This is a genomic window from Bradyrhizobium sp. USDA 4501, from assembly GCF_054062115.1.
This window is the reverse complement of sequence record NZ_JBSSEX010000001.1, coordinates 8340496-8362693: the sequence shown is the minus strand read 5'-3', so window position 1 is coordinate 8362693 and position 22198 is coordinate 8340496. Positions and strand designations below refer to the sequence as shown.

General features: G+C 64.1%; 26 protein-coding genes. 16 read left to right on the top strand and 10 right to left on the bottom strand.

What is annotated here, in order from left to right; translation table 11 throughout:
* Window positions 1-31: 31 nt before the first annotated feature.
* Genes ACVWZM_RS38935 through ACVWZM_RS38925 form a run of 3 tightly spaced genes read right to left on the bottom strand, consistent with a single transcriptional unit; the run spans window position 32 to window position 2996 of the window.
* Window positions 32-1531: a tripartite tricarboxylate transporter permease gene (locus ACVWZM_RS38935; protein WP_057020728.1), complete on the bottom strand. Its 1500-nt coding sequence runs from the start codon at window positions 1529-1531 to the stop codon at window positions 32-34.
* Window positions 1531-2031 carry a tripartite tricarboxylate transporter TctB family protein gene (locus ACVWZM_RS38930; protein ID WP_456855937.1) on the bottom strand — a complete coding sequence of 167 codons (501 nt, stop codon included), beginning with the start codon at window positions 2029-2031 and terminating at the stop codon, window positions 1531-1533. The genes ACVWZM_RS38935 and ACVWZM_RS38930 overlap by 1 nt, the downstream gene beginning before the upstream one ends.
* Window positions 2028-2996: a Bug family tripartite tricarboxylate transporter substrate binding protein gene (locus tag ACVWZM_RS38925; protein WP_456855935.1), complete on the bottom strand. Its 969-nt coding sequence runs from the start codon at window positions 2994-2996 to the stop codon at window positions 2028-2030. The genes ACVWZM_RS38930 and ACVWZM_RS38925 overlap by 4 nt, the downstream gene beginning before the upstream one ends.
* 331 nt (window positions 2997-3327) lie before the next feature.
* On the opposite strand from ACVWZM_RS38925, the gene ACVWZM_RS38920 reads away from it, so the two are divergent.
* The 8 genes from ACVWZM_RS38920 (at window position 3328) to ACVWZM_RS38885 (ending at window position 7725) form a co-directional block, all read left to right on the top strand.
* Window positions 3328-3561 (top strand): hypothetical protein, encoded by a 234-nt coding sequence (locus ACVWZM_RS38920; RefSeq protein WP_057020731.1) that lies wholly within the window; start codon window positions 3328-3330, stop codon window positions 3559-3561.
* Window positions 3562-3630: 69 nt separating this feature from the next.
* A protein-coding gene (locus ACVWZM_RS38915; protein ID WP_139481326.1) for an IS5 family transposase occupies window positions 3631-4394 on the top strand; the annotation gives its coding sequence in 2 pieces (ribosomal slippage) (window positions 3631-3966 and window positions 3969-4394; 762 coding nt in all).
* A 127-nt stretch (window positions 4395-4521) separates the two neighbouring features.
* A complete protein-coding gene (locus tag ACVWZM_RS38910; protein WP_076834372.1) occupies window positions 4522-4911 on the top strand; it encodes a PRC-barrel domain-containing protein in 390 nt (129 codons plus the stop codon).
* Between the two features lie 511 nt (window positions 4912-5422).
* Window positions 5423-5878: an Hsp20 family protein gene (locus ACVWZM_RS38905; RefSeq protein WP_456855933.1), complete on the top strand. Its 456-nt coding sequence runs from the start codon at window positions 5423-5425 to the stop codon at window positions 5876-5878.
* A gap of 88 nt (window positions 5879-5966) precedes the next feature.
* Window positions 5967-6305: a hypothetical protein gene (locus tag ACVWZM_RS38900; protein ID WP_456855931.1), complete on the top strand. Its 339-nt coding sequence runs from the start codon at window positions 5967-5969 to the stop codon at window positions 6303-6305.
* Window positions 6302-6607 (top strand): hypothetical protein, encoded by a 306-nt coding sequence (locus tag ACVWZM_RS38895; protein WP_229192341.1) that lies wholly within the window; start codon window positions 6302-6304, stop codon window positions 6605-6607. The genes ACVWZM_RS38900 and ACVWZM_RS38895 overlap by 4 nt, the downstream gene beginning before the upstream one ends.
* Window positions 6604-6786, top strand: a complete 183-nt coding sequence (locus ACVWZM_RS38890) for a hypothetical protein (protein ID WP_057020734.1) — start codon at window positions 6604-6606, stop codon at window positions 6784-6786. The genes ACVWZM_RS38895 and ACVWZM_RS38890 overlap by 4 nt, the downstream gene beginning before the upstream one ends.
* Before the next feature lie 765 nt (window positions 6787-7551).
* A complete protein-coding gene (locus ACVWZM_RS38885; RefSeq protein ID WP_225158918.1) occupies window positions 7552-7725 on the top strand; it encodes a hypothetical protein in 174 nt (57 codons plus the stop codon).
* Between the two features lie 330 nt (window positions 7726-8055).
* On the opposite strand, the gene ACVWZM_RS38880 is transcribed toward ACVWZM_RS38885, so the two are convergent.
* Window positions 8056-8313: a DUF3551 domain-containing protein gene (locus tag ACVWZM_RS38880; protein ID WP_076834407.1), complete on the bottom strand. Its 258-nt coding sequence runs from the start codon at window positions 8311-8313 to the stop codon at window positions 8056-8058.
* A 186-nt stretch (window positions 8314-8499) separates the two neighbouring features.
* Between ACVWZM_RS38880 and ACVWZM_RS38875 the strand changes: the two genes are divergently transcribed.
* Window positions 8500-8880, top strand: coding sequence for a hypothetical protein (locus tag ACVWZM_RS38875; protein ID WP_141341081.1), 381 nt, complete (start codon window positions 8500-8502; stop codon window positions 8878-8880).
* A 245-nt stretch (window positions 8881-9125) separates the two neighbouring features.
* Here the strand turns inward: ACVWZM_RS38875 and ACVWZM_RS38870 are convergent, their stop codons facing one another.
* From ACVWZM_RS38870 to ACVWZM_RS38855, 4 genes are all read right to left on the bottom strand, one after another.
* Window positions 9126-9347, bottom strand: coding sequence for a hypothetical protein (locus ACVWZM_RS38870; RefSeq protein ID WP_050384934.1), 222 nt, complete (start codon window positions 9345-9347; stop codon window positions 9126-9128).
* A 20-nt stretch (window positions 9348-9367) separates the two neighbouring features.
* Window positions 9368-9598, bottom strand: a complete 231-nt coding sequence (locus ACVWZM_RS38865) for a hypothetical protein (protein ID WP_016845011.1) — start codon at window positions 9596-9598, stop codon at window positions 9368-9370.
* 219 nt (window positions 9599-9817) lie between these two features.
* Window positions 9818-10336: a transcriptional regulator LdtR gene (gene ldtR / locus ACVWZM_RS38860; RefSeq protein WP_018271925.1), complete on the bottom strand. Its 519-nt coding sequence runs from the start codon at window positions 10334-10336 to the stop codon at window positions 9818-9820.
* Between the two features lie 662 nt (window positions 10337-10998).
* Window positions 10999-11460, bottom strand: coding sequence for a DUF6163 family protein (locus ACVWZM_RS38855; protein WP_016845013.1), 462 nt, complete (start codon window positions 11458-11460; stop codon window positions 10999-11001).
* 212 nt (window positions 11461-11672) lie between these two features.
* On the opposite strand from ACVWZM_RS38855, the gene hemB reads away from it, so the two are divergent.
* From hemB to ACVWZM_RS38840, 3 genes are all read left to right on the top strand, one after another.
* Window positions 11673-12737 (top strand): porphobilinogen synthase, encoded by a 1065-nt coding sequence (gene hemB / locus ACVWZM_RS38850; RefSeq protein ID WP_076834380.1) that lies wholly within the window; start codon window positions 11673-11675, stop codon window positions 12735-12737.
* A 186-nt stretch (window positions 12738-12923) separates the two neighbouring features.
* Entirely contained in the window at window positions 12924-13481 is a 558-nt protein-coding gene (locus tag ACVWZM_RS38845) for an RDD family protein (protein WP_057020739.1), read from the top strand.
* 86 nt (window positions 13482-13567) lie between these two features.
* Window positions 13568-14344: an arginyltransferase gene (locus ACVWZM_RS38840; protein ID WP_076834382.1), complete on the top strand. Its 777-nt coding sequence runs from the start codon at window positions 13568-13570 to the stop codon at window positions 14342-14344.
* On the opposite strand, the gene ACVWZM_RS38835 is transcribed toward ACVWZM_RS38840, so the two are convergent.
* On the bottom strand, window positions 14341-15714 hold the full coding sequence (locus ACVWZM_RS38835; protein WP_076834384.1) for an Nramp family divalent metal transporter: 1374 nt from the start codon (window positions 15712-15714) through the stop codon (window positions 14341-14343). The genes ACVWZM_RS38840 and ACVWZM_RS38835 overlap by 4 nt on opposite strands.
* A gap of 121 nt (window positions 15715-15835) precedes the next feature.
* Here ACVWZM_RS38835 and ACVWZM_RS38830 point away from each other — a divergent pair, with 121 nt between their 5' ends.
* The 4 genes from ACVWZM_RS38830 (at window position 15836) to ACVWZM_RS38815 (ending at window position 20768) form a co-directional block, all read left to right on the top strand.
* Window positions 15836-16966 carry a PspA/IM30 family protein gene (locus ACVWZM_RS38830; RefSeq protein ID WP_253623801.1) on the top strand — a complete coding sequence of 377 codons (1131 nt, stop codon included), beginning with the start codon at window positions 15836-15838 and terminating at the stop codon, window positions 16964-16966.
* A complete protein-coding gene (locus tag ACVWZM_RS38825; protein ID WP_076834388.1) occupies window positions 16963-17625 on the top strand; it encodes an OB-fold-containig protein in 663 nt (220 codons plus the stop codon). Before ACVWZM_RS38830 ends, ACVWZM_RS38825 begins: the two co-directional genes overlap by 4 nt.
* Window positions 17626-17628: 3 nt before the next feature.
* Window positions 17629-19383, top strand: coding sequence for a flotillin family protein (locus tag ACVWZM_RS38820; protein WP_141342651.1), 1755 nt, complete (start codon window positions 17629-17631; stop codon window positions 19381-19383).
* Between the two features lie 143 nt (window positions 19384-19526).
* Window positions 19527-20768: an MFS transporter gene (locus ACVWZM_RS38815; RefSeq protein ID WP_076834409.1), complete on the top strand. Its 1242-nt coding sequence runs from the start codon at window positions 19527-19529 to the stop codon at window positions 20766-20768.
* Window positions 20769-20874: 106 nt separating this feature from the next.
* Here ACVWZM_RS38815 and ACVWZM_RS38810 read toward each other — a convergent pair whose 3' ends face one another.
* Entirely contained in the window at window positions 20875-22131 is a 1257-nt protein-coding gene (locus tag ACVWZM_RS38810; protein ID WP_076834391.1) for an adenylate/guanylate cyclase domain-containing protein, read from the bottom strand.
* Window positions 22132-22198: the final 67 nt, after the last annotated feature.

The following is a 22198-nucleotide window of genomic DNA, read 5'->3' as shown; positions in this document are numbered from 1 at the left end:
CGGAGCGGGCCTTTTACGGTCTGGTCGCGTCCTAATCCTCGTTCGCCTTGAATCGCCCCAATCCCTTGAGCACGAACGGCGCCAGCAGCGCGATCAGCGCTATGCCAAGCAGCGTCGCCGACATCGGGCTTTGCAGCAGCACCATGGGATCGCCGAGGCTGATCGCCAGCGCGCGGCGCAACTGGCTTTCGGCGATCGGCCCGAGGATCAGCCCGATCACGACGGGCGCGATCGGGAAGTCGAACCGGCGCATCAGAAAGCCCATGACGCCGAACGCCGCCAGCATCGACAGCTCGACGACCGACGGCTTCGCAGCGATCGTGCCCATGGTGGCGAACACCAGGATGCCGGCATAGAGCCAGGGCTGCGGGATCGCCAGCAGCCGCACCCAAAGGCCGACCAGCGGCAGATTGAGCACCAGCAGCATGCCGTTGGCGATGAACAGGCTCGCGATCAGGCCCCACACCAGGTCGGGCCGCTCCGCGAACAACAGCGGCCCCGGGTTGAGGCCGTATTGCTGGAAGCCCGCCAGCATCATCGCCGCGGTCGCCGAGGTCGGCAGCCCCAGCGTCAGCAGCGGCACCAGCGTGCCGGCGGCGGACGCGTTGTTCGCCGCTTCCGGCCCTGCGACGCCTTCGATCGCTCCCTTGCCGAACTCCTCCGGATGTTTGGTCAGCCGCCGCTCGGTGGAATAGGACAGGAATGTCGGGATCTCCGCCCCGCCGGCCGGCAGCGCCCCGATCGGAAAACCGAACAGCGTGCCACGCAGCCACGGCTTCCACGACCGCCGCCAGTCCTCCCGCGTCATCCACAGCGAGCCGCGCACCGGCTCGAGCTTCTCCTCGGCGTGATGCCGGCGCGAGGCGACATAGAGCGCCTCGCCGACCGCGAACAGGCCGACCGCGAGCGTCGTCACCTCGACGCCGTCGAGCAGTTCGGGGATGCCGAAGGCAAGCCGCGCCTGACCGGTCAGCTTGTCGATGCCGACCAGCCCGAGCGTGAGGCCGATGAACAGGCTGGTGAGGCCGCGGACCGGCGAGTCGCCGAAGGTCGCCGACACCGTGACGAAGGCGACGCACATCAGCGCGAAGTAATCCTCCGGCCCGAAGCGCACGGCGAAATCGACCAGCCATGGCGCGAGGAATGCGAGGCCGATGGTGGCGATGGTGCCGGCCACGAACGAGCCGATCGCCGAGGTCGCCAGCGCCGGGCCGCCGCGGCCGGCCTTGGCCATCTTGTTGCCCTCGAGCGCGGTCGCCATCGACGCGCTCTCGCCCGGCGTATTGATCAGGATCGCGGTGGTCGATCCGCCATACATGCCGCCATAATAGATGCCGGCGAACATGATCAGCGAGCCGCCGGGATCGAGCTTGTAGGTCACCGGCAGCAGCAGCGCGACCGTCAGCGCCGGTCCGATGCCCGGCAACACGCCGACCGCGGTGCCCAGGAACACGCCGATCAGGGCGTAGAGCAGGTTCATCGGCTGCATGGCGACCGCCATGCCGTGCGCCAGCGCGGCGAAAGTGTCCATCACAGCAGTCGCTCCAGCGGGCCGGCGGGAAGGCTCAGCGTCAACAGCTTGTCGAACGCGAGATAAATCAGCGTCGTGATCACCAGCGCGATGACGGTGTCGGCCAGGACGGCGCGGCGGCCAAACGCCGCCGACGTGGTGACGAACAGCGCCGAGGTGGCGAGGATGAAGCCGCCGCCAAAGCCGATGATGGCGATCAGGAGCGTCAGGCCCCCGATGATCAGCCACACCGGTTTCGGATCCATGCTCTCGCGCGGCGGCAGCTTGCCGCGCAGCGCGTCGATCAGATTGCCGACCGCGAGGATGACAAGGCCGATCGCGATGACGACCGGCATCGCCTCCGGCCCCATGCCGTACATCGTGGTCGACGGCAGCTTGCTGGCGTCCCACACCAGCACCGCAGCAAGCCCGGCAAGCGCGGCCGCGATGACCACGCCGGCGCGATCGACGCGGCGCGCCGGCGCCGGCCGGAGGTTTTCAGACGCCGCGTCCGGCGTCATGACTTCACGAGGCCGACGGACTTCAGCACCTCGGTCACGCGCGTGATCTCCTTCTTCAGGAAATCCGCGAAGGCGTCGCCGCCGAGATAGGCGTCATCCCAGCCCTTCTGCTTCAGGATCTCCTTCCAGGAATCGGACTTCACCATCTTCTCGACCGCATCGCTCAGCACCTTGCGCTGCTCCGGCGTGATGCCGGGCGGAGCGACCACCGAGCGCCAATTGGCCAGCACGAGATCGATGCCCTGCTCTTTGAAGGTCGGGATATCGACGCCCGGCAGTCGCTTCGCCGACGTCACGCCGAGCGCGCGCAACTTGCCGGCCTTGATCTGGCCTTCATATTCGCTGAGGCCGGAAATGCCAGCCGTGACCTTGCCGCCGAGAATGGCTGCAAGCGACTCGCCGCCACCCGAGAACGGAATGTAGTTGATCTTCTTGGCGTCGGCGCCGACCGTGCCCGCGAACAGCGCCGCCATCACGTGGTCGACACCGCCGGCCGAGCCGCCGGCAAAGGTCACCTTGGCGATATCGGCCTTCACCGCGGCGGCGAGATCCTGCGCCGTCTTGATCGGCGAGTTCGCCGGCACCACGATGACCTGGGTCTCCTCGGTGAGGCGCGCAATCGGCGTCACCTGATCCAGCGTCACCGGCGACTTGTTCATGGCGAGTGCGCCCACCATGACGAAGCCGTTCACCATCATCTGGTTGCCGTCGCCCTTGGCGCCGTTGACGAACTGCGCGATGCCGACGCTGCCGCCGGCGCCGGGAACGTTGGTGACTTGGACGCTGCGCGCGATGCCGGCCGCGACCAGCGCCTGCTGCATCGAACGCGCGGTCTGATCCCAGCCGCCGCCCGGCGCCGCCGGCGCCATCAGCTTGAGCTCGAGCTGCTGCGCGGGCGCCGGACCGCTCGCCCCGAGCAACAGCGCGACGACCGCGCCGAACAGGCGCATGTGGGACGAGATCATGGGGCTTCCTCCTGAATTTTCGGAAAGCAGCCTGCGGATCGCCGGCTGCATCCGGTCACGTGATCGCATCGCCACTCGGACAGCGCGGTCCCTTCGGGTCAGGAATCGCTCGCCGGTCTCGCGTCTGCGTGTCCCTAGCGACCATTCGCCACAGCCTTCGGCAAGCCGGAGGGCGCAGCTAGCCAGTGCTGCAAATCGCCGCACCATCTCCGGTCATTTTTCGCTTGCTTTGATTCGGCACGGCTCGCCAACGCAAGTTCGGTTCTAGGAACCTTCGCCATTTTCTCCCGTTCCACCTCCGCCGATTGGTACGGCTATTGGAGGAGAGAACATGAAGTTTAAGACCATTGTCGCGGCATCTTTGCTTGCCGCTTTCGTCTCGCCGGCATTCGCAGCGGATGAATTCTACGTCGTCCAGGATGTGAAGACGAAGAAGTGCACGATCGTCGACAAGAAGCCCGTCGACACGACGACCACCGTCGTCAGCCCGTCAGGCACTGTCTACAAGACGCGCTCCGAGGCCGAGACTGGCATGAAGAGCGTCAAGGTCTGTACCTCGGACTAGGTGGTGTGGACTCTAAGGATTCCCTTTTAGGCGCAAATCAGATTCAAGGCTGCTTTTGGGGAGGCCGCCTTGGGTGTGATGGACCGCTTGGTATTGAGCGACGCGACATGGGAGCGGATGGCGCCGCTGATCATCGGCCGGCCTGACCAGAAGGGTTCGACCGGACGGGACAACCGGATGTTTGTGGAGGGCGTACTTTGGATCGTGCGCACTGGCTCTCCCTGGCGTGATCTTCCGGAGGTGTTTGGAGACTGGAACAGCGTGTTTCGGCGCTTCAGTCGATGGAGCATCAAGGGGGTCTGGTGGCGCATATTCGAAGCGATGTCCGGTGATCCGGACTTCGAGTATCTGATCGTCGACTCCACCATCGTCCGGGCGCACCAGCACGCCGCTGGGGCGAAAAAAGGGGGTCTGAAGATCAGGCGATCGGTCGCTCGCGCGGTGGCCTGAGCACCAAGATACATATGGCCGTTCGCGGCCTGGGATGTCCCGTACGGTTCAAGCTCACCGCAGGTCAGAAGAGCGACGTACCGCAAGCCGCCGAATTGATCGAGGGATTACCTGCCCAGGTCGTCATGGCGGATACGGCTTATGACGCCGATCACTTGCGCCAGGCGATCGCTGCCAAAGGCGCGCTCGCCGTCATCCCCAACAACCCGTCACGTGCGCTCAAATATCCGCTGGACAAGCACCTCTATGCCCAGCGTCATCTCGTCGAATGCTGCTTCTCAAAACTCAAGCAGTTCCGCCGCGTCGCAACCCGCTTCGAAAAGACCGCCCGAAATTACCTGGCCGTCGTTACTCTCGCAGCCATCGTCTTATGGATGCGATAAATGTCCACACCACCTAGGAGGCGATCGCATGCCAGTCATCATTCTTTGGGCCGTGCCGGCGATCATCGTCATCGGCGGCGGTATCTACCTGTTCGGCCATCTTCACTGAAGGCGAGGAGTTTCACTTATGAAGTACTTAGCTATCGGCTGCATCATGGCCGCAGCGTTCGCTACCGCCGCGCATGCCGCAACCACCATGCCCGCCGCTCCGGCGGACAGTTCGACCATCACCAATTACTACAAGCAGAATGTCTACGACCCGAAGGAATCCAAGATCGGGACGATCGACGACGTGCTTGTCGACAAGTCCGGCAAGGTGACCGGTCTCGTCGTCGGTGTCGGCGGCTTCCTCGGCGCCGGCGAAAAGGACGTGATCGTGCCGTTCACGGCCGTCAAGTCTCAAAAGAAAGAAGACAAGTGGTGGCTTACGCTCGACGAGACCAAGGACAGCCTGAAGGCCGCACCTGGTTTCAAATACGATCGCGCCAGCACGACTTGGAAGCCGGAGAATAAGTAGCATCGACGCCCCGTCTGCTCGCTCAGAGCAGACGGGGCGCTATTCACGCAAGTGATGGCGGCCCTATCCAAGCTCGCCGGAACGGACCAGGGTCGCGCAACGAAACGGCCCCAGCACCTTTGGGGGGACTGGAGGCCGGTGCTGGGGCCGGTTGCCTGATCCGGGGCTGAGCTGTTGGAGCCAGGCAGTCCAATCGATCAACGCCCCCGCGGTTCCGGCATTAGCCTATGTAAATCGGCGACCTAATTTTCCACCGGCATGTCTTGTCTGCAACAGGCCTCCCTCGAGCGGCGCTGATCCGCCGCCGCTTCAGCCGCGGTTCTGACGCGGAGAATCAACCGCAAAAATTTTTCGGTCGGGTTCTTGACACGATATCTCCGGTTTTTATTTTCTTTCGCGCCAGCCCCCAACGCGGAGGCTGGGGCCTGGTCGCCCCTCGGGGCCAGGCGAGACGGGCACCGGTCGTGTCCGGTGCCGTTCATATCCATCTTGCTCTATGGAGGATTTGGCTATGCGCACATGCGACTTCTCTCCCCTGTTCCGGTCGACCATCGGATTCGACCGGCTCTTTGATCTTGCCGAAGCAGCCCACCGGGCCGGCGAAGATCACTACCCGCCCTACAACATCGAACGGCTGTCCGAAGACAGCTATCAGATCGTGCTCGCGATCGCCGGTTTTGCGCCGGATGAGATTTCCGTCACGGCAGAGCAGAACGTTCTGACTGTCGAAGGCGTCAAGGTCGAGAAGGCCGAGCGCGAATACATCTATCAGGGCATCTCGACGCGCAGATTCAAGCGCCAGTTCAGCTTGGCCGACTACGTCGAGGTCAAGAGCGCGGCGTTCGACAACGGGCTTCTCAGGATCGAGCTGGCGCGCGAAGTGCCGGAGGCGATGAAGCCGCGACGCATCGCGATCAACGCGGCATCGAACACGGCGCCCCGACAGCTCGAAAACGTCGCCGCCTGATTGAACCGGCGAAGCCGCGTCCGACGAACAGGTCGCGGCTTCGTCTTCTCACTCTTCTCAGCAACTCGTCTTTCGAACGGAGGTATCCATGCGGCCGACGACCGCGCCTGCTCATAACGTTATTGGCTTTCATCTGCCGATTGGCGATCACCACCAATATGGGGTCCCGCACGATGTGGTGCGGGATTCTCGCCTGAGCCTGGCCGAGAAACGCGCTCTCCTGGCATCCTGGGCCTCGGACGCCCGCGCTGTAGCGTCCAATCCCGCTTTGCGCGCACCCAAGGGGCTCAAAGCGCCCGTTCCTGTCAGCGACATCCTCGAAGCGCTTCGCGCGCTCGACAGCGATCCGCACCATCCGCCAGGCGGCCGGCGCCTGCCCGCCTGCGCTCCGTCGACCGCTGCCTGGCTGCATAGGAGCGCGAGATGACAGACATCAGGCTACCGAAGCAGGTCATCGACCGCCTCGAGGGACGCTGGCGGTCAAGATTTGGACAGGCAAGGCGCCGGAGCTCAGAACTGTTCGACCACCGGCTTGAACAGTTGCGCGCTCATCGCAACAATATTCATCGGTATCGGCGATTGCTGCAGACCCAGCTCTCCGACCTCGAGCGCGAATTCATCGAAAGACGGCTGTCCGAAGAAACCACGGCAATGCAAGGCCTCGCGGCCGACATTCCATCCCTTCCCTCCTCGTTCGATCGCGCAGCTTGCGAGGAGATCACGCCATGAATGGGCTGCAACAACTGCTGATAAGAGGCAGCGAAAAAGTCATCGGTCACTATCAATTCCTGCTGGATAGCGCGACCTCGGAACAAGAGCGCGAACGCTATCGACGGAGGATCGAGGAAGAACGCCGGATACTAGGCCGGTTGCTCGACGATTCCGATCGGTCGTCACGCGCGGCGTGAGCGATTCATGGCGGCGGGAGAGCAAATCCGCTCGTGATGCCCGCCGCTCGCCTCGCGCGAAGGTCGCAAAGCCACCCCGCGTGCCTTCGAACCATCAAAGGACGCGTCCGTTATCCGGAGGCTTGGTACGCATCCGGGAGAGGTTGCCTTATGTATCGGATCTACTATTTCGCTGTCTTCCTCGCTGTGACCGGCGCAGTCTTTGGCTCATTGGTCACGCTGGAGATCTTTCATTCCATGGGTTCCGCCTAACGATCCCGATCGAAGGTCTCGGATCGGAGCCCTGGTTCGGAATTTCACCCTAGCAAAAGCCAGGCCATGGAGGCGATGAGAGCCACAAGCGACACGGTCGCAGCGCTGACAAAGGCAATCTCCACACCGTCGATATGGTGGTGGTTTGTATGCATTGAGCGTCCTCCTAGATGGGTGCCCGCGGACCTTGAGACAGTAGCCACGCCGCCAAATTGGCGGTGGTTTCGTCATGCCGCGCCTGCCTCAACAGGGTCTCTCGCTCTCGACAGGGAGGAAGGTTCTTGGCCCGTTGACGTAGCCGTTCGGCTTCTTGGGCAAGGCGTTTTTCAAGAGGGAAAATCTGCCTAACCCGGCGTCGTCGCTTCATGGCTCCTCTCTCCAACGCTGACGTTTGGCTGCCCCGAAAGCAAAATCAAAAAGCCCGGGAAGCCTAAAAAGTTCCTGCCAGCTTCGCGTCAATGAGATCAGACGGATGGAACTGGCGAAACGGCATGGACGTTACAGGGCATGGGCATGGCCAAGGACCTGAAGAAACAGGCCAAGACCGCCGAGCAGGCGGCGGTGCGGACGGCTGACGAATTCGCGGCCGAGCAAATGAAGAGCCTCGCCCAAGCGTTCCGGGCTCAGGCCGAGGTCGTCAAACGAAACAAGAAAAAGAAGAAAGATGAGCTTCACCGTAAAAGCTAGGTGCAAGTTTGGAGAGATCGTGCACCGTCGTGGCACGGCCGAAGCGGCTCTACGCAAGGCAAAAGAGCTTTCACGGTCGCAGTGTTACGACATCCACATCGTGACACCTGAAGGCCGAGACTACGACTCGTCCGAGTTTGGGGATCTTCCCCGCACGCCACTGGCTGTGCGCGTTGCTCAGAAAGGCCACACCTATCCATAGGGCAGGAGAGATTCCATAGGGCAGGAGAGGTTTCAAAACGGCAGGCTCAAAAAGCGGCCCCGGCTAACCGCATCACCCTTAGGGTGCGCCCTTCCCCAACCGCCTCGCGCGCGCCATAGGCGCGACAATCAATAGCGGTCGCGATATCCCCGCCGCTGCTGCCCATATGCGGCACGAGGATTGATCCCGCAGGTCACGTTCCTTCCGGAAGCTGACGCGAGACACTGGGCGCGGGTTTGGTACATGCAATCGCCGGGATAGCCGACGCCGCGCCCCTGCACGCACCAGCGATAATCCCGGGCGCTGGCTGGGCTCACACTTGCCAGTCCTGCAACGCCGAACGCCAGGACGAACGCCAGGACAGCGAATAGGACGGTTGCGCGCATGATCGGGTCCTCGCAAGCAATCGAGGACCAACGGAGCGGCAAGATTAGCGTTCCCTTCGATAGTGGCCGGCCGGTTAGCAAGATCGCAAGCCGCAGCCGGAGCGGCCGCGCCGAGCGCGAGCGCAGGAACCATGCTCCGTTGGGTCGGTTGTCGGAAACCAATCCATCCCACACAAGTCAATCGGCATGCCGTCACGACTGCTTTGGTTTTTAGGGTTTCCGGTTCTGGTTGTTCTGGGTGGTTGCGGCGATCAACTCGAGTGCGATTCAATCGAAACCCGGAAGGCCGTGCTCCAGACCATCTCCAACGATCACCGCAATCCGCTTGTCAATTTCGCCGCCAGGGAATCGACGGCGAAGCCCACCGCGGAAAACGCAAATCCACAATACCTCCTCGGTGAAAAGATCGTCACGACCTCGGCAAGTGAGGACAAGCGAACATTGCAATGCAGCGGCGGCATCTCGGTTTCCGTGGGCGACATCAAGGCTTCCAAGGAAGTCGAATTCACCGTGCAGAAATCGAGCGACGGAAAGTTGGCGGTTTCGGTTGCTCCATTTCAGTTTTGAGTTGCGACAAACTCAGTGTCGTCCTGGCGAAAGCCAGGACCCATTACCCCAAATCACTATTGTTGCGCGACGCTGGGGCCGCGATCCCGCTCATCGCCAAATGCGGTGGTTATAGGTCCTGCTTTCAGGACGACGATCGTGCGCGAGGAACCTGCACCGTCATCGCGTCGTTGCGAGCAAAGCAAATCGCCGCCGAGGAAGCCTTGCCGACGACGCGGAATCAGACCGCGAAGCCAGGCGCGCCGCTACAGCCCGGTATAGCCGGCCTTCACGTGGTCGGTACTACCGTCGAGCTGGCGCAGATAGGTCAGCCCGCACACCGTCAACCGATGCGGATCGCGCTCGCCGGCGTCGAACAGCGTCTGCACGTACTCTGTCACCTTCGCCCGCGCTTCCTCGCTCGCAGCGGGCGTGCGGTTGAGCAGCAGATCATACGTCTGCATGATCCGATCGATAGCGGCTTCCATTGAAGTCTCCGGGTTGACGCTCAGGCGACCACCAGCGTCTCGGCCTCGAACTTCGCGATCGCCTTGTTGGCGAGGCGGAGGCGATTCATCTCACCACGCTGGAACAGCTTCACGATGATGCCGAGCAGGCGCTCATTGGTGGCGAAATTGTCGGGGATGGCGCCGGATTTGCGCAGATAGTTCGAGGCGATCGCGTAGGCGTCACCGACGACCTCGACATTCAGCACCTCAATCCCGCGTTCGAGCAACATATCCCTGCCTCTCCGTTGGCTAACGGATAAGCCGCAGGGAACGCCTTGGTTCCTCGCCGGGGCCCATTTATTTTCGCAGGTGCAGCATGAAAAACGCATCGGCCGGGCATGACCGATGCGTTGACTGGAGCAAGGTTGGACCGGAGCAAGGCTGGACTGAAGGAAGGCTGCCGGTCTTCTCGCGCGGCCGGCTTGGCCATCAGGCGAAAACGGGAAGGCTCAGAGGCGATACAGGATCTGGTCGGTCCAGAACCGCTCGAGGCGATGCAGCGACTTGTTGAGGCTCGCGAACTCCTCGTTCGAGATGCCGCCGACCTGCTCCACCGTCTTGACGTGCTTCTGATAGAGTGCGTCGACGATCTTGCGGACCTCCTGGCCCTGCGGGGTCAGCCGGATGCGGACCGAGCGGCGATCGACGCGCGAGCGCTGATGATCGAGGAAGCCGAGCTCGACGAGCTTCTTCAGATTGTAGGAGACGTTGGAGCCGAGATAGTAGCCGCGGGTGCGCAGCTCGCCGGCGGTCAACTCCTTGTCGCCGATGTTGTACAGGAGCAGCGCCTGCACCGAGTTGATGTCGGCGCGGCCACGACGATCGAATTCGTCCTTGATGACGTCGAGGAGCCGGCGATGCAGCCGCTCCACCAAAGTCAGGGCTTCGAGATAGAGCGGCTGCACCGGAGCTTGACCGGTAGCGCGATCAGCGGCATCCGCCGCCGTTGTCGCAACGGCTTTCATCATGACACTTCCCCTGTTTGTCGTTTTTATCGACTTTATTCGACGAAACTTGTGTCCCGCCTGATAGGTCCAACGTAAGGGGGCCGTTTGAATATCCGCTTAAATAAGAGAATAAAGAGATCATGAATTTAAGACAGTGAATCGTGGATTAAGCCCATGGATCAAAGGCTTTTCGCAACTTTTCATTGACGGTGGCGGACCCTTGTTCACGCTTCGTCTGCCTGCCCTGTCACATTCGGAAACAGCATCGTCTGAATTCGAAACGGTGGCGTAACGGGTATGAGGGAACCCTTTACGGTGACCGATCGGTTACCGGAAAATTCTTTGAAAATTTTATCGGAGTGCAGCGGCGGGACGTGCACGCGATGCGCGCAGCGGTGCCGATCTGTTGTGGGGGCCAGACCGGTTCCGCCGTCGGCCCGCGCAAAGCCGGCCGGCACACGCGCCGAGGTCCGGTGAAATGGGCCCCGACGGCAGGTCCCGTAGAGACGGTCCCGCAAGGGAGTGTCTCAAACGGATGCGATCTGTCGGCACCCACCTATCAGAACCAGCAGAGCTGTCTTCTCGTTGCGCGCACGGCTGGCAAATATTGCCGGCCGCGGCCGGCTATTCGTGGCGCTGTCGCCACGGGGCAACAGTGCATCAGGCCATCGCTGCACGCCGGCCTATGGCGGGCGTTCGCGCGCCGACATCCAGGCCAGCGCGAGATAGGCGGCGAGCATCAGCGCCTCGAGCCCGACCACGGTGAGACTGCCGCCATAGATGCCGGGAAACATCAGCTCGATGACCGCCATCGACACCACGGTGGTCAGCCACACCACGGCGCCCCAGGGCGTCGCGAGCCAGAGCCCGACGGCGGCGACGAGCTCGATGACGGCGAAATAGATCGTGGCGGTCTGCCAGGCCATCGACTGGTTCTCGAAGGCCTCCTCCTCGCCGCCGACGAAGCCGGTCACCTGGGCCCAGTGATAGAGGCCCTTGGCGACCGAGACGACGGCCATGATGCGCAGGAAGATGACGAGGCGCCGCGTCCACGCATTGTCGTCCGGCTCGATCCGGTCGGACGAGATCGCGCTCACCGAGATGGCATTGTCCCGCGCCTGATCGCGTGCAGAGGTGTCAGACATCCGAATCGCCGCAGAGCGGCTGCAAAATGGGGTTCATGGGCGCAGTCTTGGCCCGCCGGGGACGCAAAATCAATTGCCGTTGCGGCAAATCAAGGGCGCCACGGATGCAATAGCGGCGCAATGACGGCGGCCCTGACAGGTGCTAGAAACGGACTTATATCAGGTCCAGACCTTATCAGGTCCAGAATGCCGTCCGTCGAGGAGAAGAAGACATGGCGATCAAATTCGGGCGCCCGATTGAACTGCGTGATGCGCCCCGGCGGCAGAGCGATGCCCTCGCCTCCCCCTCGCTCGACCTCACGATCCGGATGCGGCGCAACCGCAAGTCGGAATGGGCCCGACGCCTGGTGCGCGAGAACGTGCTGACCAGCAATGACCTGATCTGGCCGATGTTCGTGGTCGATGGCCACAACACCCGCACGCCGGTGGCCTCGATGCCCGGCGTCGACCGGCTCACCGTCGACCAGATCGTCCGCGACGCCGAGCGCGCGGCAAGGCTCAACATTCCCTGCATCGCGCTTTTCCCGTTCACCGAGCCGTCGCTGCGCGACGAGCAGGGCTCGGAGGCGCTCAACCCCGACAATCTGGTCTGCCAGGCGGTGCGCGCGATCAAGAAGGAGTTTCCCGACATCGGCGTGCTCTGCGACGTCGCGCTCGATCCCTTCACCAGCCATGGCCATGACGGGCTGATCGAGGACGGCAGGATCCTCAACGACGAGACAGTCGCGGTGCTGGTGAAGCAGGCGCTGACCCAGGCCGAGGCCGGCTGCGACGTGATCGCGCCGTCGGACATGATGGACGGCCGGATCGGCGCGATCCGCGAGGCGCTCGACGACAACGGCTTCGGCGACGTGCAGATCATGTCCTATGCGGCGAAATACGCCTCCGCCTTCTACGGCCCGTTCCGCGACGCGATCGGCTCGGCCAAGACGCTGACCGGCGACAAGCGCACCTACCAGATGGACAGCGCCAATTCCGACGAGGCGCTGCGCGAGGTCGAGCTCGACATCGCCGAGGGCGCCGACATGGTGATGGTGAAGCCGGGCATGCCCTATCTCGACATCGTCCGCCGCGTGAAGGACCATTTCGCGATGCCGACCTTCGTGTACCAGGTGTCCGGCGAGTACGCGATGATCGCGGGCGCCGCCGCCAATGGCTGGATCGACGGCGAGCGCGCGATGATGGAGAGCCTGGTCGGCTTCAAGCGCGCCGGCGCCGACGGCATCCTCACCTATTTCGCGCCGAAGGCCGCCGAAAAGATCAAGGCGGAGAGCTGACGGCCGCCGCCCGTTATTGCGACAAGTGGATCGCTTCGCTCCGCTCGCAATGACGGCGTGAAGGTAGAACCGCTCAATCCAGCCCCCGAATCGCCGGATTATTTCGGCTAGTTAATGTTCGCGCAGGCTTGGCGAATGCGCCTCCTGTTCCCATGTCCTGCGCGGGACTTTCATCGGAGGTTGGTCATGTCTTACGGCAATGACGGCGGCACCTGGCGCAACGAGGCCTGGCGCAACGACGGCGGCGTTCCTCCGCATGCGTTCGACCCAATGATGCAGCCGGACCTGTTCCGCGGCGTGCTGACGCGACGTGTCTTTGCGTTCCTGATCGACCTGTTCGTGCTGTCGGTGCCGGTGATCCTGGCGGTGATTTTCATCGCGGTGTTCGGCCTCGTCACGCTCGGTCTCGGCTGGGCGCTGTTCTGGCTGGTCTCGCCGGCCTCGATCGTCTGGGCGATCGTCTACTACGGCGCCTCGATCGGCGGGCAGCACTCGGCCACCATCGGCATGCGCATGATGGATCTGGAACTGCGGACCTGGTACGGTGCGCGCGGCTATTTCGTGCTCGGCGCCACCCATGCGGTGCTGTTCTGGGTGACGATCTCGTTCCTGTCGCCGCTAGTGCTCCTGATCGGGCTGCTCAACGGCCGCCGCCGGCTGCTGCACGACATCGTCCTCGGAACCGTCATTATCAACAGCTCGGTCCGGACCCCCGTCGCCCCGGCCGCGCGGACCTCCTATTAGGCCCGCCTAAACCAATTGACCGTTAGCCTCAGGGGGGCGATGCTCACTCGGCTGCCTGTATTGTTTGTGGAGCCCGACGATCTGACGTGACCCAGCATTCGCGTGATACTCCCCAGTTCTATTTGACGGCGCCCTCGCCTTGCCCGTATTTGCCGGGCCGACATGAGCGGAAGGTTTTCACGCACCTGGTCGGCGACAAAGCGGGCGATCTCAACGACTTGCTGACCCATGGCGGCTTCCGCCGCAGCCAGTCGATCGCCTACCGCCCAGCCTGCGACCAGTGCCGGGCCTGCGTCTCGGTCCGGGTGATCGCCAACGAATTCCGCCCCTCCCGCAACTTCCGCAAGGTGCTGGCCCGCAACGCCGACATCATCGGCGAGCAGCGCACCGCGGTGCCGACCTCGGAGCAATATTCGGTCTTCCGCGCCTATCTCGACCGCCGCCACCGCAATGGCGGGATGGCCGACATGACCGTGCTCGACTACGCCATGATGGTCGAGGACAGCCATGTCGAGACCCGGATCATCGAGTACCGCAAGCGCAATGGCGACAGCGCCATCACCGGCCGCGGCGACGAGCTGATGGCGGTGGCGCTGACCGACGTGCTCAGCGACGGGCTGTCGATGGTTTATTCGTTCTTCGAGCCCGGGCTGGAGGCCCGCTCGCTCGGTACCTTCATGATCCTCGACCACATCGCCCGCGCCCGCCGGCAGGGCCTTCCTTACGTCTATCTCGGGTACTGGATCGAGGGCTCCAAGAAGATGGACTACAAGGGCCGCTTCCTGCCGCAGCAGCGGCTCGCGCCGTCGGGCTGGCTGCGCGTCGACGCATCAGGCGAGGTGCTCGCCGAGCCGCAGGACTAGCTGCCGAAGAACGTATCGATCAGCAGCTTCACGTTCAGGATCACGATCAACCCTGCGACGATCCACGCCGCCACCGCGACGGGGCGTGAGATCGCGAACGCGCCCATCTTGCGTTTGTCGGACACGAACCGCACCAGCGGGATCACCGCGAACGGCAGCTGCATCGACAGCACGACCTGGCTGAACACCAGCAGCTGCGCCGTGCCGCTCTCGCCATAGAGCGCGGCGACCACGATGACAGGGACGATCGCGATGCCGCGGGTCACCAGCCGCTGCAGCCAGTCGGGCAGCTTGAGGTCGAGGAAGCCCTGCATCACGATCTGGCCGGCCAGCGTCGCCGTCACCGTCGAGTTGAGGCCGGAGGCGAGCAGCGCCACGGCAAACAGCGTCGAGGCGATGCCGAGGCCGAGCAGCGGCGACAGCAGTTCGAACGCCTGGTCGATCTCGGCGACATCGGAATGGCCGCTCTTGTGAAAGGTCGCGGCCGCCAGCACCAGGATCGCGGCATTGACGAACAGCGCCAGCATCAGCGCGATGGTGGAATCGGTGGTCGCCCATTTGATCGCGTCGCGCCGTCCCTCCTCGGTGCGCGGGTAGGCGCGGGTCTGCACGATCGAGGAGTGCAGATAGAGATTATGCGGCATCACGGTGGCGCCGATGATGCCGATCGCGATGTACAGCATCTCCGGATTGGTGACGATCTCGCGCGACGGGATGAAGCCGCCGAGCACGGCGGCCACCGGCGGCGCGGCGGCCGCGATCTGGACGACGAAGCAGACCGCGATGACGATCAAGAGCGCGATGACGAAGGCCTCGAGGAAGCGGAAGCCGCGATTCATCAGGAGCAGCAGCAGGAACGCATCCAGCGCCGCCAGCAGCGCGCCGCCGATCAGGGGAATGCCGAACAGCAGCTTGAGCGCGATCGCGGTGCCGATCACCTCGGCGAGGTCGCAGGCGATGATCGCGGCCTCGCAGGCGAGCCACAGCAGCAAATTCACCGGGCGCGAGTAGGTCGCGCGGCAGGCCTGCGCCAGGTCGCGGTCGGTGGCGATGCCAAGCCGCGCGGCAAGCGCCTGCAGCAGGATCGCCATCAGGTTGGAGAGCAGGATGACCGACAGCAACGTGTAGCCAAACTTCGATCCGCCCGCGAGGTCGGTGGCCCAGTTGCCGGGGTCCATATAGCCGACCGAAACCAGATAGCCCGGCCCGGCGAAGGCCAGCAGCCGCCGCCACCACAGGCCGCCTGACGGCACCGCGACGGTCGCGTTCACCTCAGGCAGGCTGCGCACATGTCCGGCATCGCCCCGCCAGCCACTTGGCACGGCATTGGGAACCGAAACGGAAGACAGTTCAGGGGTCCGAGCATCCATCCGACAAGGATGGCCGATCTGTCCCGTTATTGCAACTCATTTGCAACTGCATCTAGGCTCACGAAAATGATACCAACCGCCCTTCTTGTAAAGCACTGAGGAAGTGCTTTACGTTAGATGCATGATTAAGCTGCCCGTCGAGACGCCCACCGCAACCCTGCGTTACGCCCTCGCCCCTGACCCTTCAGGCATCGAGGCGATCGAGGCGACCTTTGCGGCCTATGACCGGATGATGGCGATCCTCGCCGAGGTCGCCCCCGTCGGCGCCAACCTCGTCTCGCTGCACGCCCAGGCCTACGAGAAGATCCGCAAGGAGACCGGCCTCCCCGCACGGCTGGTGACGCTCGGCCTGCGCGACCGTGCCAATTACATCGCAGGCGCCGCCGTCCGCCGGATACCGCTCGACGACAAGTTGTTTGCGATCAAGGGCCCAACTTCACTGACCATTAGCACTGTTAGCGGACGCGTCTTGGTGCCGTTCGATGTGCCGGGATATGTCTCAGGCTGGGAAAGCCCCTTCCCGGCGCATTTGATCTCGGATGGACGCGGCTACGAAATCCACATCGCCGTCAAATCGAAATCAGCACAACCGGAGGAGAAGACCATGCTTCACGAAGGCATCCTTGCGCGCATGGGCCGGCTTCTTGCCGCCATCGCGAGCCAGACCATCGACAATGTCGAGAACAACAACAAGGTCGCGCTGGTCAAACAGGCGATCCGCGAGATCGACGCCGGCGCCGACGAAGCGCGCTACGCGCTCGGCAAGTCGCGCGCCGAAGAATTCCGCCTGAAGAAGCGGCGCGAAGAACTGGATACCGAAACGACCAATCTGAACGAAAAGATTCGTCTCGCACTTGCGGAAAATCGCGAGGATCTCGCGCGCGCCGGCGTTGCACGGCAAATTGATCTGGAGTCGCAGGTGATCGCGCTGGAACGCGCGATGGATTTCATCGAACTCGAAATCGACGAGCAGACCAAGGCGCTGCAGGCCATGCTCGGCGCGCGCCGCGAGGCGGAGACGCGCTTGGCCGATCTCGAACAAAGCCTGATCCGCGAGGCCCAGGACGAAACCAGCCGGGGCCCATCGACGACCAATACATGGAGTGCTGAGCGCGCCATGGCGGCGATCGCCCGGGTCACCGGTGTTCCCGCCTCCAGCGTGCTCGGCGACAAGGAGCTTGACGAACTCGATCGCCTGCATCGCGAAAAGGAAATCGCGGCGCGGCTTGAAAGGATCAAGTCAGAAAAATGAGTGCAGTTGGCGACATTCTGCTCGCCCCCGACGTGCGGCCCTTCGCGGTCGCGGCCGCGATCATGGTGGCACTTGGCGGTATCGAACTGCTCAGCACCATGATCGGACTTTCGATCAGCGAATTGATCGGCAAGGATTTCGCGGTCGAGGCCGAGAGCCACAATGCTCTCAGTGGCCTGTTTCTCTGGATCAACGCCGGACGGCTTCCCCTCCTGATCCTGATCATCCTGATCCTCGGCATCTTCTCGATCGGAGGCTTCCTGCTTCAGGGACTGGCGCATGCCGCAGGCACCGCCATCCCGGTCTCGCTTGCCGCGGTGGTTGCTGCCGCAGGCAGCATCCCCGTGATCAGAAATACCAGCCGCGGCCTCGCCCGCGTCATTCCGCGCGACGAGAGCTATGCGGTCAACGACAGCGACTTTGTCGGCAAGGTCGCAACCGTGTCGGTCGGCCCGCTCGATCAGGGCCTGCCCGGCCGGGTCCGTCTCAAGGATGTCTTCGGCAACTGGCACACCGTGTCGGCGCGTGCCAGCGCGGAGTCCGAGGCATTGCCGGTCGGCGCCAGCGTGCTGCTGGTCGATCGCGATGCCAAGGGCTTCATCGCGATTGCCGCTCCAGCCGACCTCGTCGAACAACAACGATCTTCCAACAGGGCATAACACATGTGGGAACTTGCTGTACCCGTCGTTATTGGCGTCATCGTCATCCTCGTTATCGGTCTCCTGTTCGCAAAGCTCTACAAGCGCTCGACGCGCGATGAGGCCTATGTCCGCACCGGCCTCGGCGGCCAGAAGGTGGTGCTCGACGGCGGCTCGCTCGTGCTGCCGATCTTCCACTCCACCGCCGCGGTGAACTTGAAAACGCTACGGCTCGAGGTCGCGCGCGGCGGCCCGGACTCGCTGATCACCAAGGACCGCATGCGCGTCGATATCGGCGCCGAGTTCTATCTGCGCGTCAAACCCGACGCGTCGTCGATCGCGCTCGCGGCGCAGACCCTCGGCAACCGCACCAATGACGCGGCCGAGCTGCGCGAGCTGGTCGAGGCCAAGTTCGTCGACGGCCTGCGCTCGGTCGCCGCGACCATGAACCTCGAGGAATTGCAGGAGCAGCGCGCCACCTTCGTCAAGGCGGTGCAGGACGCGGTCGGCGCCGACATCCAGAACAACGGTCTCGAGCTTGAATCGGTGTCGCTGACGAAGCTCGACCAGAGCGACATCAAGCACTTCAACCCGAGCAATTTCTTCGATGCGCATGGTCTCACCACGCTGACCAAGATCACCAAGGAGCGTGAGCAGGAGCGCAACCAGATCGTCCGCACCACCGAGGTCAACATCGCCCAGCAGGATCTGGTGGCGCGGCAGACCACGCTGACGATCGAAAGCACCAAGCGCGAGGCCGAGCTCGCCCAGCAGCGCGACATCGCCAACAAGACCGCCGCGATGCGCGCGCAGACGGCGCAGGTCGAACAGACCGCGCTGCAGAACGAGGCCGAATACCGCATCCAGCAGGAGCTCGCGGTCGCCAACAAGCAGACCGAGGCCAACCAGGCCCGCGACACGCGCAAGATCGAGGCCGATCTCGCGGTCAAGCGCCGCAACACCGAGATGGAGCGCGACCTTCAGATCGTCGCGCAGGAAAGCGCGATCGCGGTCGCGGCCAAGAGCAAGGAGCAGTCGGAGGCCCAGACCATCGCCGAGACCGCGCGTGCCGTTGCGATCGCCGCCGAGGAAAAGGTCACCACCGCCCGCGCCACCGAGATCGCCGAGCGCGACAAGATCATCAACGTGATCGCGGCGCGCAAGGCGGCCGAGACTGACGCGATGCCGATCACGGTGATGGCCGAGGCGGAACGCCAGGCCGCCGCCAACAAGGCGGAAGCCACCAACGTGCTCGCCAAGGCCGATGCGGCGGCTGCCACCACCCGCGCTGCCGGCGTCAAGGCGCTCGGCCAGGCCGAAGCCGAGGTCGCGACGATGAAGGCGGAGGCGCGCAACAAGCTGAGCGCCGACATGATCGCCTACGATCTCAACCTCGCGCGGATCAACGTGATCCCGAGCGCGCTCGCCGAGGCGGTGAAGCCGATCGAGAAGATTTCCGACATCCGGATCTTCGACACCGGCAGCATGCTCGGTCGCGGCGGCGCCAACGGCCACGCCAACGGCAATGGCGGCCTCGGGCTCGGCGACGGGCTCGCCGCGCAGCTGCTGTCGGTCTCCGCATTCAAGCCGATGATCGACAAGATCCTCTCGGAGGCCGGCTTCCCCGCCGGCTCCGACGCACTCACCAGCCTGACCAGCGCGCTGGCGCAGCGCAAGGCCGAGGTCACCGAAACACCGACGGTGGGCATCGAAAGCGCGCCAACCGCGCTGGTCGGCACCATTACGGGCCAACTGGCGCCTGCTCCCAAACCGCAGTGACAGCTTTCAGCCAAGTCTGACTCTGGAAGAGCCCGCCGATCCCCTTCAGCGGGCTTCTGCTTTTGGCGTTATCGGGAAACGGGTGGGATCGGGCCTCTTCCAACCACACACTACCGGGCAGTCGAATGATCAAGGATTCCGTCATGTCCGCCGATACGCCTCGCCTGCCAGCCACCTTCAACCGCCTGGCCTGGTCCAATCTCGCCGCGCAATCCGCCGAACAGGTTGCGCTTGCGGCTGCGCCCATCGTCGCCGTGCTGCTGCTCGGCGTCGGCGAAGGCCAGACCGGCCTGTTGCAGACCGCACTGACGCTGCCCTTCATCCTGTTTGCGATTCCCGCCGGCCTGCTCGCCGACCGCGTGTCGCGGCGCTGGGTGATGGCGGGCTCCGAAGCGCTGCGCGCGGCCGCGCTTGCCGCGATCCTGCTGTTGCTGTGGCTGGGCGCGATGACGCTGCCGCTGCTCGCTTTGCTCGGCTTCATCGCGGTCTGCGGCACGGTCGCCTATAGCGTCGCTGCGCCGGCGCTGGTCCCCTCGCTGGTGACGTCACAGCAATTGCCGGCGGCGAACGCCCGCATCGAGCTCGCGCGTACCGTCGCGTTCGCCAGCGGCCCCGCGCTCGGCGGCGTGCTGGTCGGCTGGGTCGGTGCCGCGCCCGCATTCGGCTTCGCCGCGGCATTGTCGGCCATCGCGGTCGTGCTGCTCGCCGGCATCTACGAGCCGGCGCGGCAGCCTGCCCCGCGGCGCCATCCGTTGCAGGACATCAAGGAAGGCGCCGCCTTCGTAATGCACCACGCCTTGCTGCGGCCGGTGTTCATCACCCAGTTCATCTTCAACACCGCGTCGTTCCTGCTGCTCGCCGTGTTCGTGCCCTATGCGGTGCGCCATCTCGGGCTCAGCGCCACCGGCGTCGGCACCACGCTTGCGATGTACGGCGTCGGCATGGTGGTCGGTGCGCTGTTCGCGACCCGCGTGATGAAGCGGCTGGCGTTCGGCACCGTGATCGGGCTCGGCCCGGTTACCGGCTTCGTCGCCGCGGCCGTGATGGCGCTGACGACCTGGTTTGCGACGCCGCTGCTCGCCGGCCTCAGCTTCTTCCTGCTCGGCGTCGGGCCGATCCTGTGGGTGATCTCGACCACCACGCTGCGGCAGTCGGTGACGCCGCCCTCGCTGCTCGGGCGCGTCTCGGCGATCAACATCATGAGTTACGGCGCGCGCCCGCTCGGCTCCGCGCTCGGCGCCATCGTCGGCGGCCTCTACGGCGCCGAAGCCTGCCTCTATCTCGCGGCCGCGATCTTCGCCGCCCAGGCGCTGGTGATCCTGATGTCGCCCGCGGTGGCGCTGACGCGGCAGCCCGACATGGTCGGCGAACCCGCGCGGTGCTGATCCCGGGTCTTCTCAGCCGTCATTGCGAGCGCAGCGAAGCAATCCATGTCGCCACCTGTGGAGGAATGGATTGCTTCGCTGCGCTCGCAACGACGGTGGAGAGACCCTAGCTCGCCAAGTACCGCTCGTATTTGCCGCCGACGACCTCGTCGGCGGCAATCGCCGGATCCAGCGTGTAGAGATCCTGCGCATGGCCGATGCCGCGCAGCACGAAGCGGCCGGTGGAGACCAGATAGTTGCGGCCGGCGGCGTCGAGCCCGGTGCGGAAATCGGTCGAGGTCAACAGCTCCCGATCGACCGAGGCGCACATCGAGGCGATCCGGCTGACCTCGTTGACGGCCGGTCCGACCACCGTGAAATCCAGCCGGTCCTCGCTGCCGATATTGCCGTAGAAGACCTGGCCGACATGGAGCCCGACATAGGCCGTGGTGGTCGGCCGGCCCTCGTTCTCGCGGCGGTCGTTCAGCACGCGGATGTTATGCCGGAATCTGTGCTCGGCCCGCAGCGCGGCCCGCTTGGCGCCTGCCACGTTCTCGCCGGTGAACATCGCCAGCACGCCGTCGCCGATCAGCTTCAGCACCTCGCCGCCTGCGTCGTGGATCGCATCGATCGAGGCCTGCGCATAATCGTTGAGGAACGGAATGATCTCGTCCGGGCCGATCCGCTCGCTGATCGCGGTCGAGCCGCGCACGTCGGAGTACCACAGCACGGCCTTGATCTTCTCGGTGATGCCGCGCTGCATGCGTCCACGCAGCACCTGCTCCGCGGTGTCCCGGCCGAGATAGACCCGCCCCAGCGTGCGGGCGATCTCGACCTGGGCAGCCGATTTGATCGCGAGCCCGAGCACCGGCACCAGGTCGCGCAGCGCCGCCATATGGTTCTCGTCGAACCCGTCCGAGCGGCGGGTGGTGTAGTAGGAGTAGAAGCAGTCCATCTCGCCGATCGTGCCGGCCTCGCCGAAGCGATGCACGAAGGCGGCGAAATGCTTGTGGCCCTTCTCCGCCAGCTCGCCGATCATCGAGAAATCGTGCGAGGTGTCGGCGAGATCGATCACTATCTCGTCATGGCCGTTTTCGAGCATGTGATAGAAGGCCGACCGCCGCCAGGTCTGGCTGGCCTCGCCGGTGCTGGTCGAGCCGTATTCGAAGATGTCGGCCTCGTTGCTCTCGCCGTCGTTCCAGCGGAAACCGCGTCCCTCGAAGATCGGATGCAGCGTATCGATGAAGACGATCGCCCGCGACAGCGGCATGCCCGCGGCCCGGCAGCGCTCGCAGAAACCGCGCAGCAGGTCGTTTTCCGGCAGGCCCGTCAAACCCTGGCGGACCAGCCAATTCATGAGGCGCAAACGGGGCGTCAGTTCCATAAGCTGGATTATGCCGGGCAATTGGTGCGGGAGGAAGGGTTGGTCGTCGCGTGACAGATGCGAACGC

Bases quoted from the DNA above. Each gene is read 5' to 3' on its own strand.
- ACVWZM_RS38930 (WP_456855937.1), bottom strand. From the start codon at position 2,031: ATGACGCCGGACGCGGCGTCTGAAAACCTCCGGCCGGCGCCGGCGCGC.
- ACVWZM_RS38825 (WP_076834388.1), top strand. From the start codon at position 16,963: ATGAGTGCAGTTGGCGACATTCTGCTCGCCCCCGACGTGCGGCCCTTC.
- ACVWZM_RS38905 (WP_456855933.1), top strand. From the start codon at position 5,423: ATGCGCACATGCGACTTCTCTCCCCTGTTCCGGTCGACCATCGGATTC.
- ACVWZM_RS38920 (WP_057020731.1), top strand. From the start codon at position 3,328: ATGAAGTTTAAGACCATTGTCGCGGCATCTTTGCTTGCCGCTTTCGTC.
- ACVWZM_RS38935 (WP_057020728.1), bottom strand. From the start codon at position 1,531: ATGGACACTTTCGCCGCGCTGGCGCACGGCATGGCGGTCGCCATGCAG.
- ACVWZM_RS38815 (WP_076834409.1), top strand. From the start codon at position 19,527: ATGTCCGCCGATACGCCTCGCCTGCCAGCCACCTTCAACCGCCTGGCC.
- ACVWZM_RS38910 (WP_076834372.1), top strand. From the start codon at position 4,522: ATGAAGTACTTAGCTATCGGCTGCATCATGGCCGCAGCGTTCGCTACC.
- ACVWZM_RS38880 (WP_076834407.1), bottom strand. From the start codon at position 8,313: ATGCGCGCAACCGTCCTATTCGCTGTCCTGGCGTTCGTCCTGGCGTTC.
- hemB (WP_076834380.1), top strand. From the start codon at position 11,673: ATGGCGATCAAATTCGGGCGCCCGATTGAACTGCGTGATGCGCCCCGG.
- ACVWZM_RS38865 (WP_016845011.1), bottom strand. From the start codon at position 9,598: ATGTTGCTCGAACGCGGGATTGAGGTGCTGAATGTCGAGGTCGTCGGT.
- ACVWZM_RS38890 (WP_057020734.1), top strand. From the start codon at position 6,604: ATGAATGGGCTGCAACAACTGCTGATAAGAGGCAGCGAAAAAGTCATC.
- ACVWZM_RS38885 (WP_225158918.1), top strand. From the start codon at position 7,552: ATGGCCAAGGACCTGAAGAAACAGGCCAAGACCGCCGAGCAGGCGGCG.
- ACVWZM_RS38875 (WP_141341081.1), top strand. From the start codon at position 8,500: ATGCCGTCACGACTGCTTTGGTTTTTAGGGTTTCCGGTTCTGGTTGTT.
- ACVWZM_RS38900 (WP_456855931.1), top strand. From the start codon at position 5,967: ATGCGGCCGACGACCGCGCCTGCTCATAACGTTATTGGCTTTCATCTG.
- ACVWZM_RS38830 (WP_253623801.1), top strand. From the start codon at position 15,836: ATGATTAAGCTGCCCGTCGAGACGCCCACCGCAACCCTGCGTTACGCC.
- ACVWZM_RS38845 (WP_057020739.1), top strand. From the start codon at position 12,924: ATGTCTTACGGCAATGACGGCGGCACCTGGCGCAACGAGGCCTGGCGC.
- ACVWZM_RS38870 (WP_050384934.1), bottom strand. From the start codon at position 9,347: ATGGAAGCCGCTATCGATCGGATCATGCAGACGTATGATCTGCTGCTC.
- ACVWZM_RS38925 (WP_456855935.1), bottom strand. From the start codon at position 2,996: ATGATCTCGTCCCACATGCGCCTGTTCGGCGCGGTCGTCGCGCTGTTG.
- ldtR (WP_018271925.1), bottom strand. From the start codon at position 10,336: ATGATGAAAGCCGTTGCGACAACGGCGGCGGATGCCGCTGATCGCGCT.
- ACVWZM_RS38810 (WP_076834391.1), bottom strand. From the start codon at position 22,131: ATGGAACTGACGCCCCGTTTGCGCCTCATGAATTGGCTGGTCCGCCAG.
- ACVWZM_RS38835 (WP_076834384.1), bottom strand. From the start codon at position 15,714: ATGGATGCTCGGACCCCTGAACTGTCTTCCGTTTCGGTTCCCAATGCC.
- ACVWZM_RS38855 (WP_016845013.1), bottom strand. From the start codon at position 11,460: ATGTCTGACACCTCTGCACGCGATCAGGCGCGGGACAATGCCATCTCG.
- ACVWZM_RS38895 (WP_229192341.1), top strand. From the start codon at position 6,302: ATGACAGACATCAGGCTACCGAAGCAGGTCATCGACCGCCTCGAGGGA.
- ACVWZM_RS38820 (WP_141342651.1), top strand. From the start codon at position 17,629: ATGTGGGAACTTGCTGTACCCGTCGTTATTGGCGTCATCGTCATCCTC.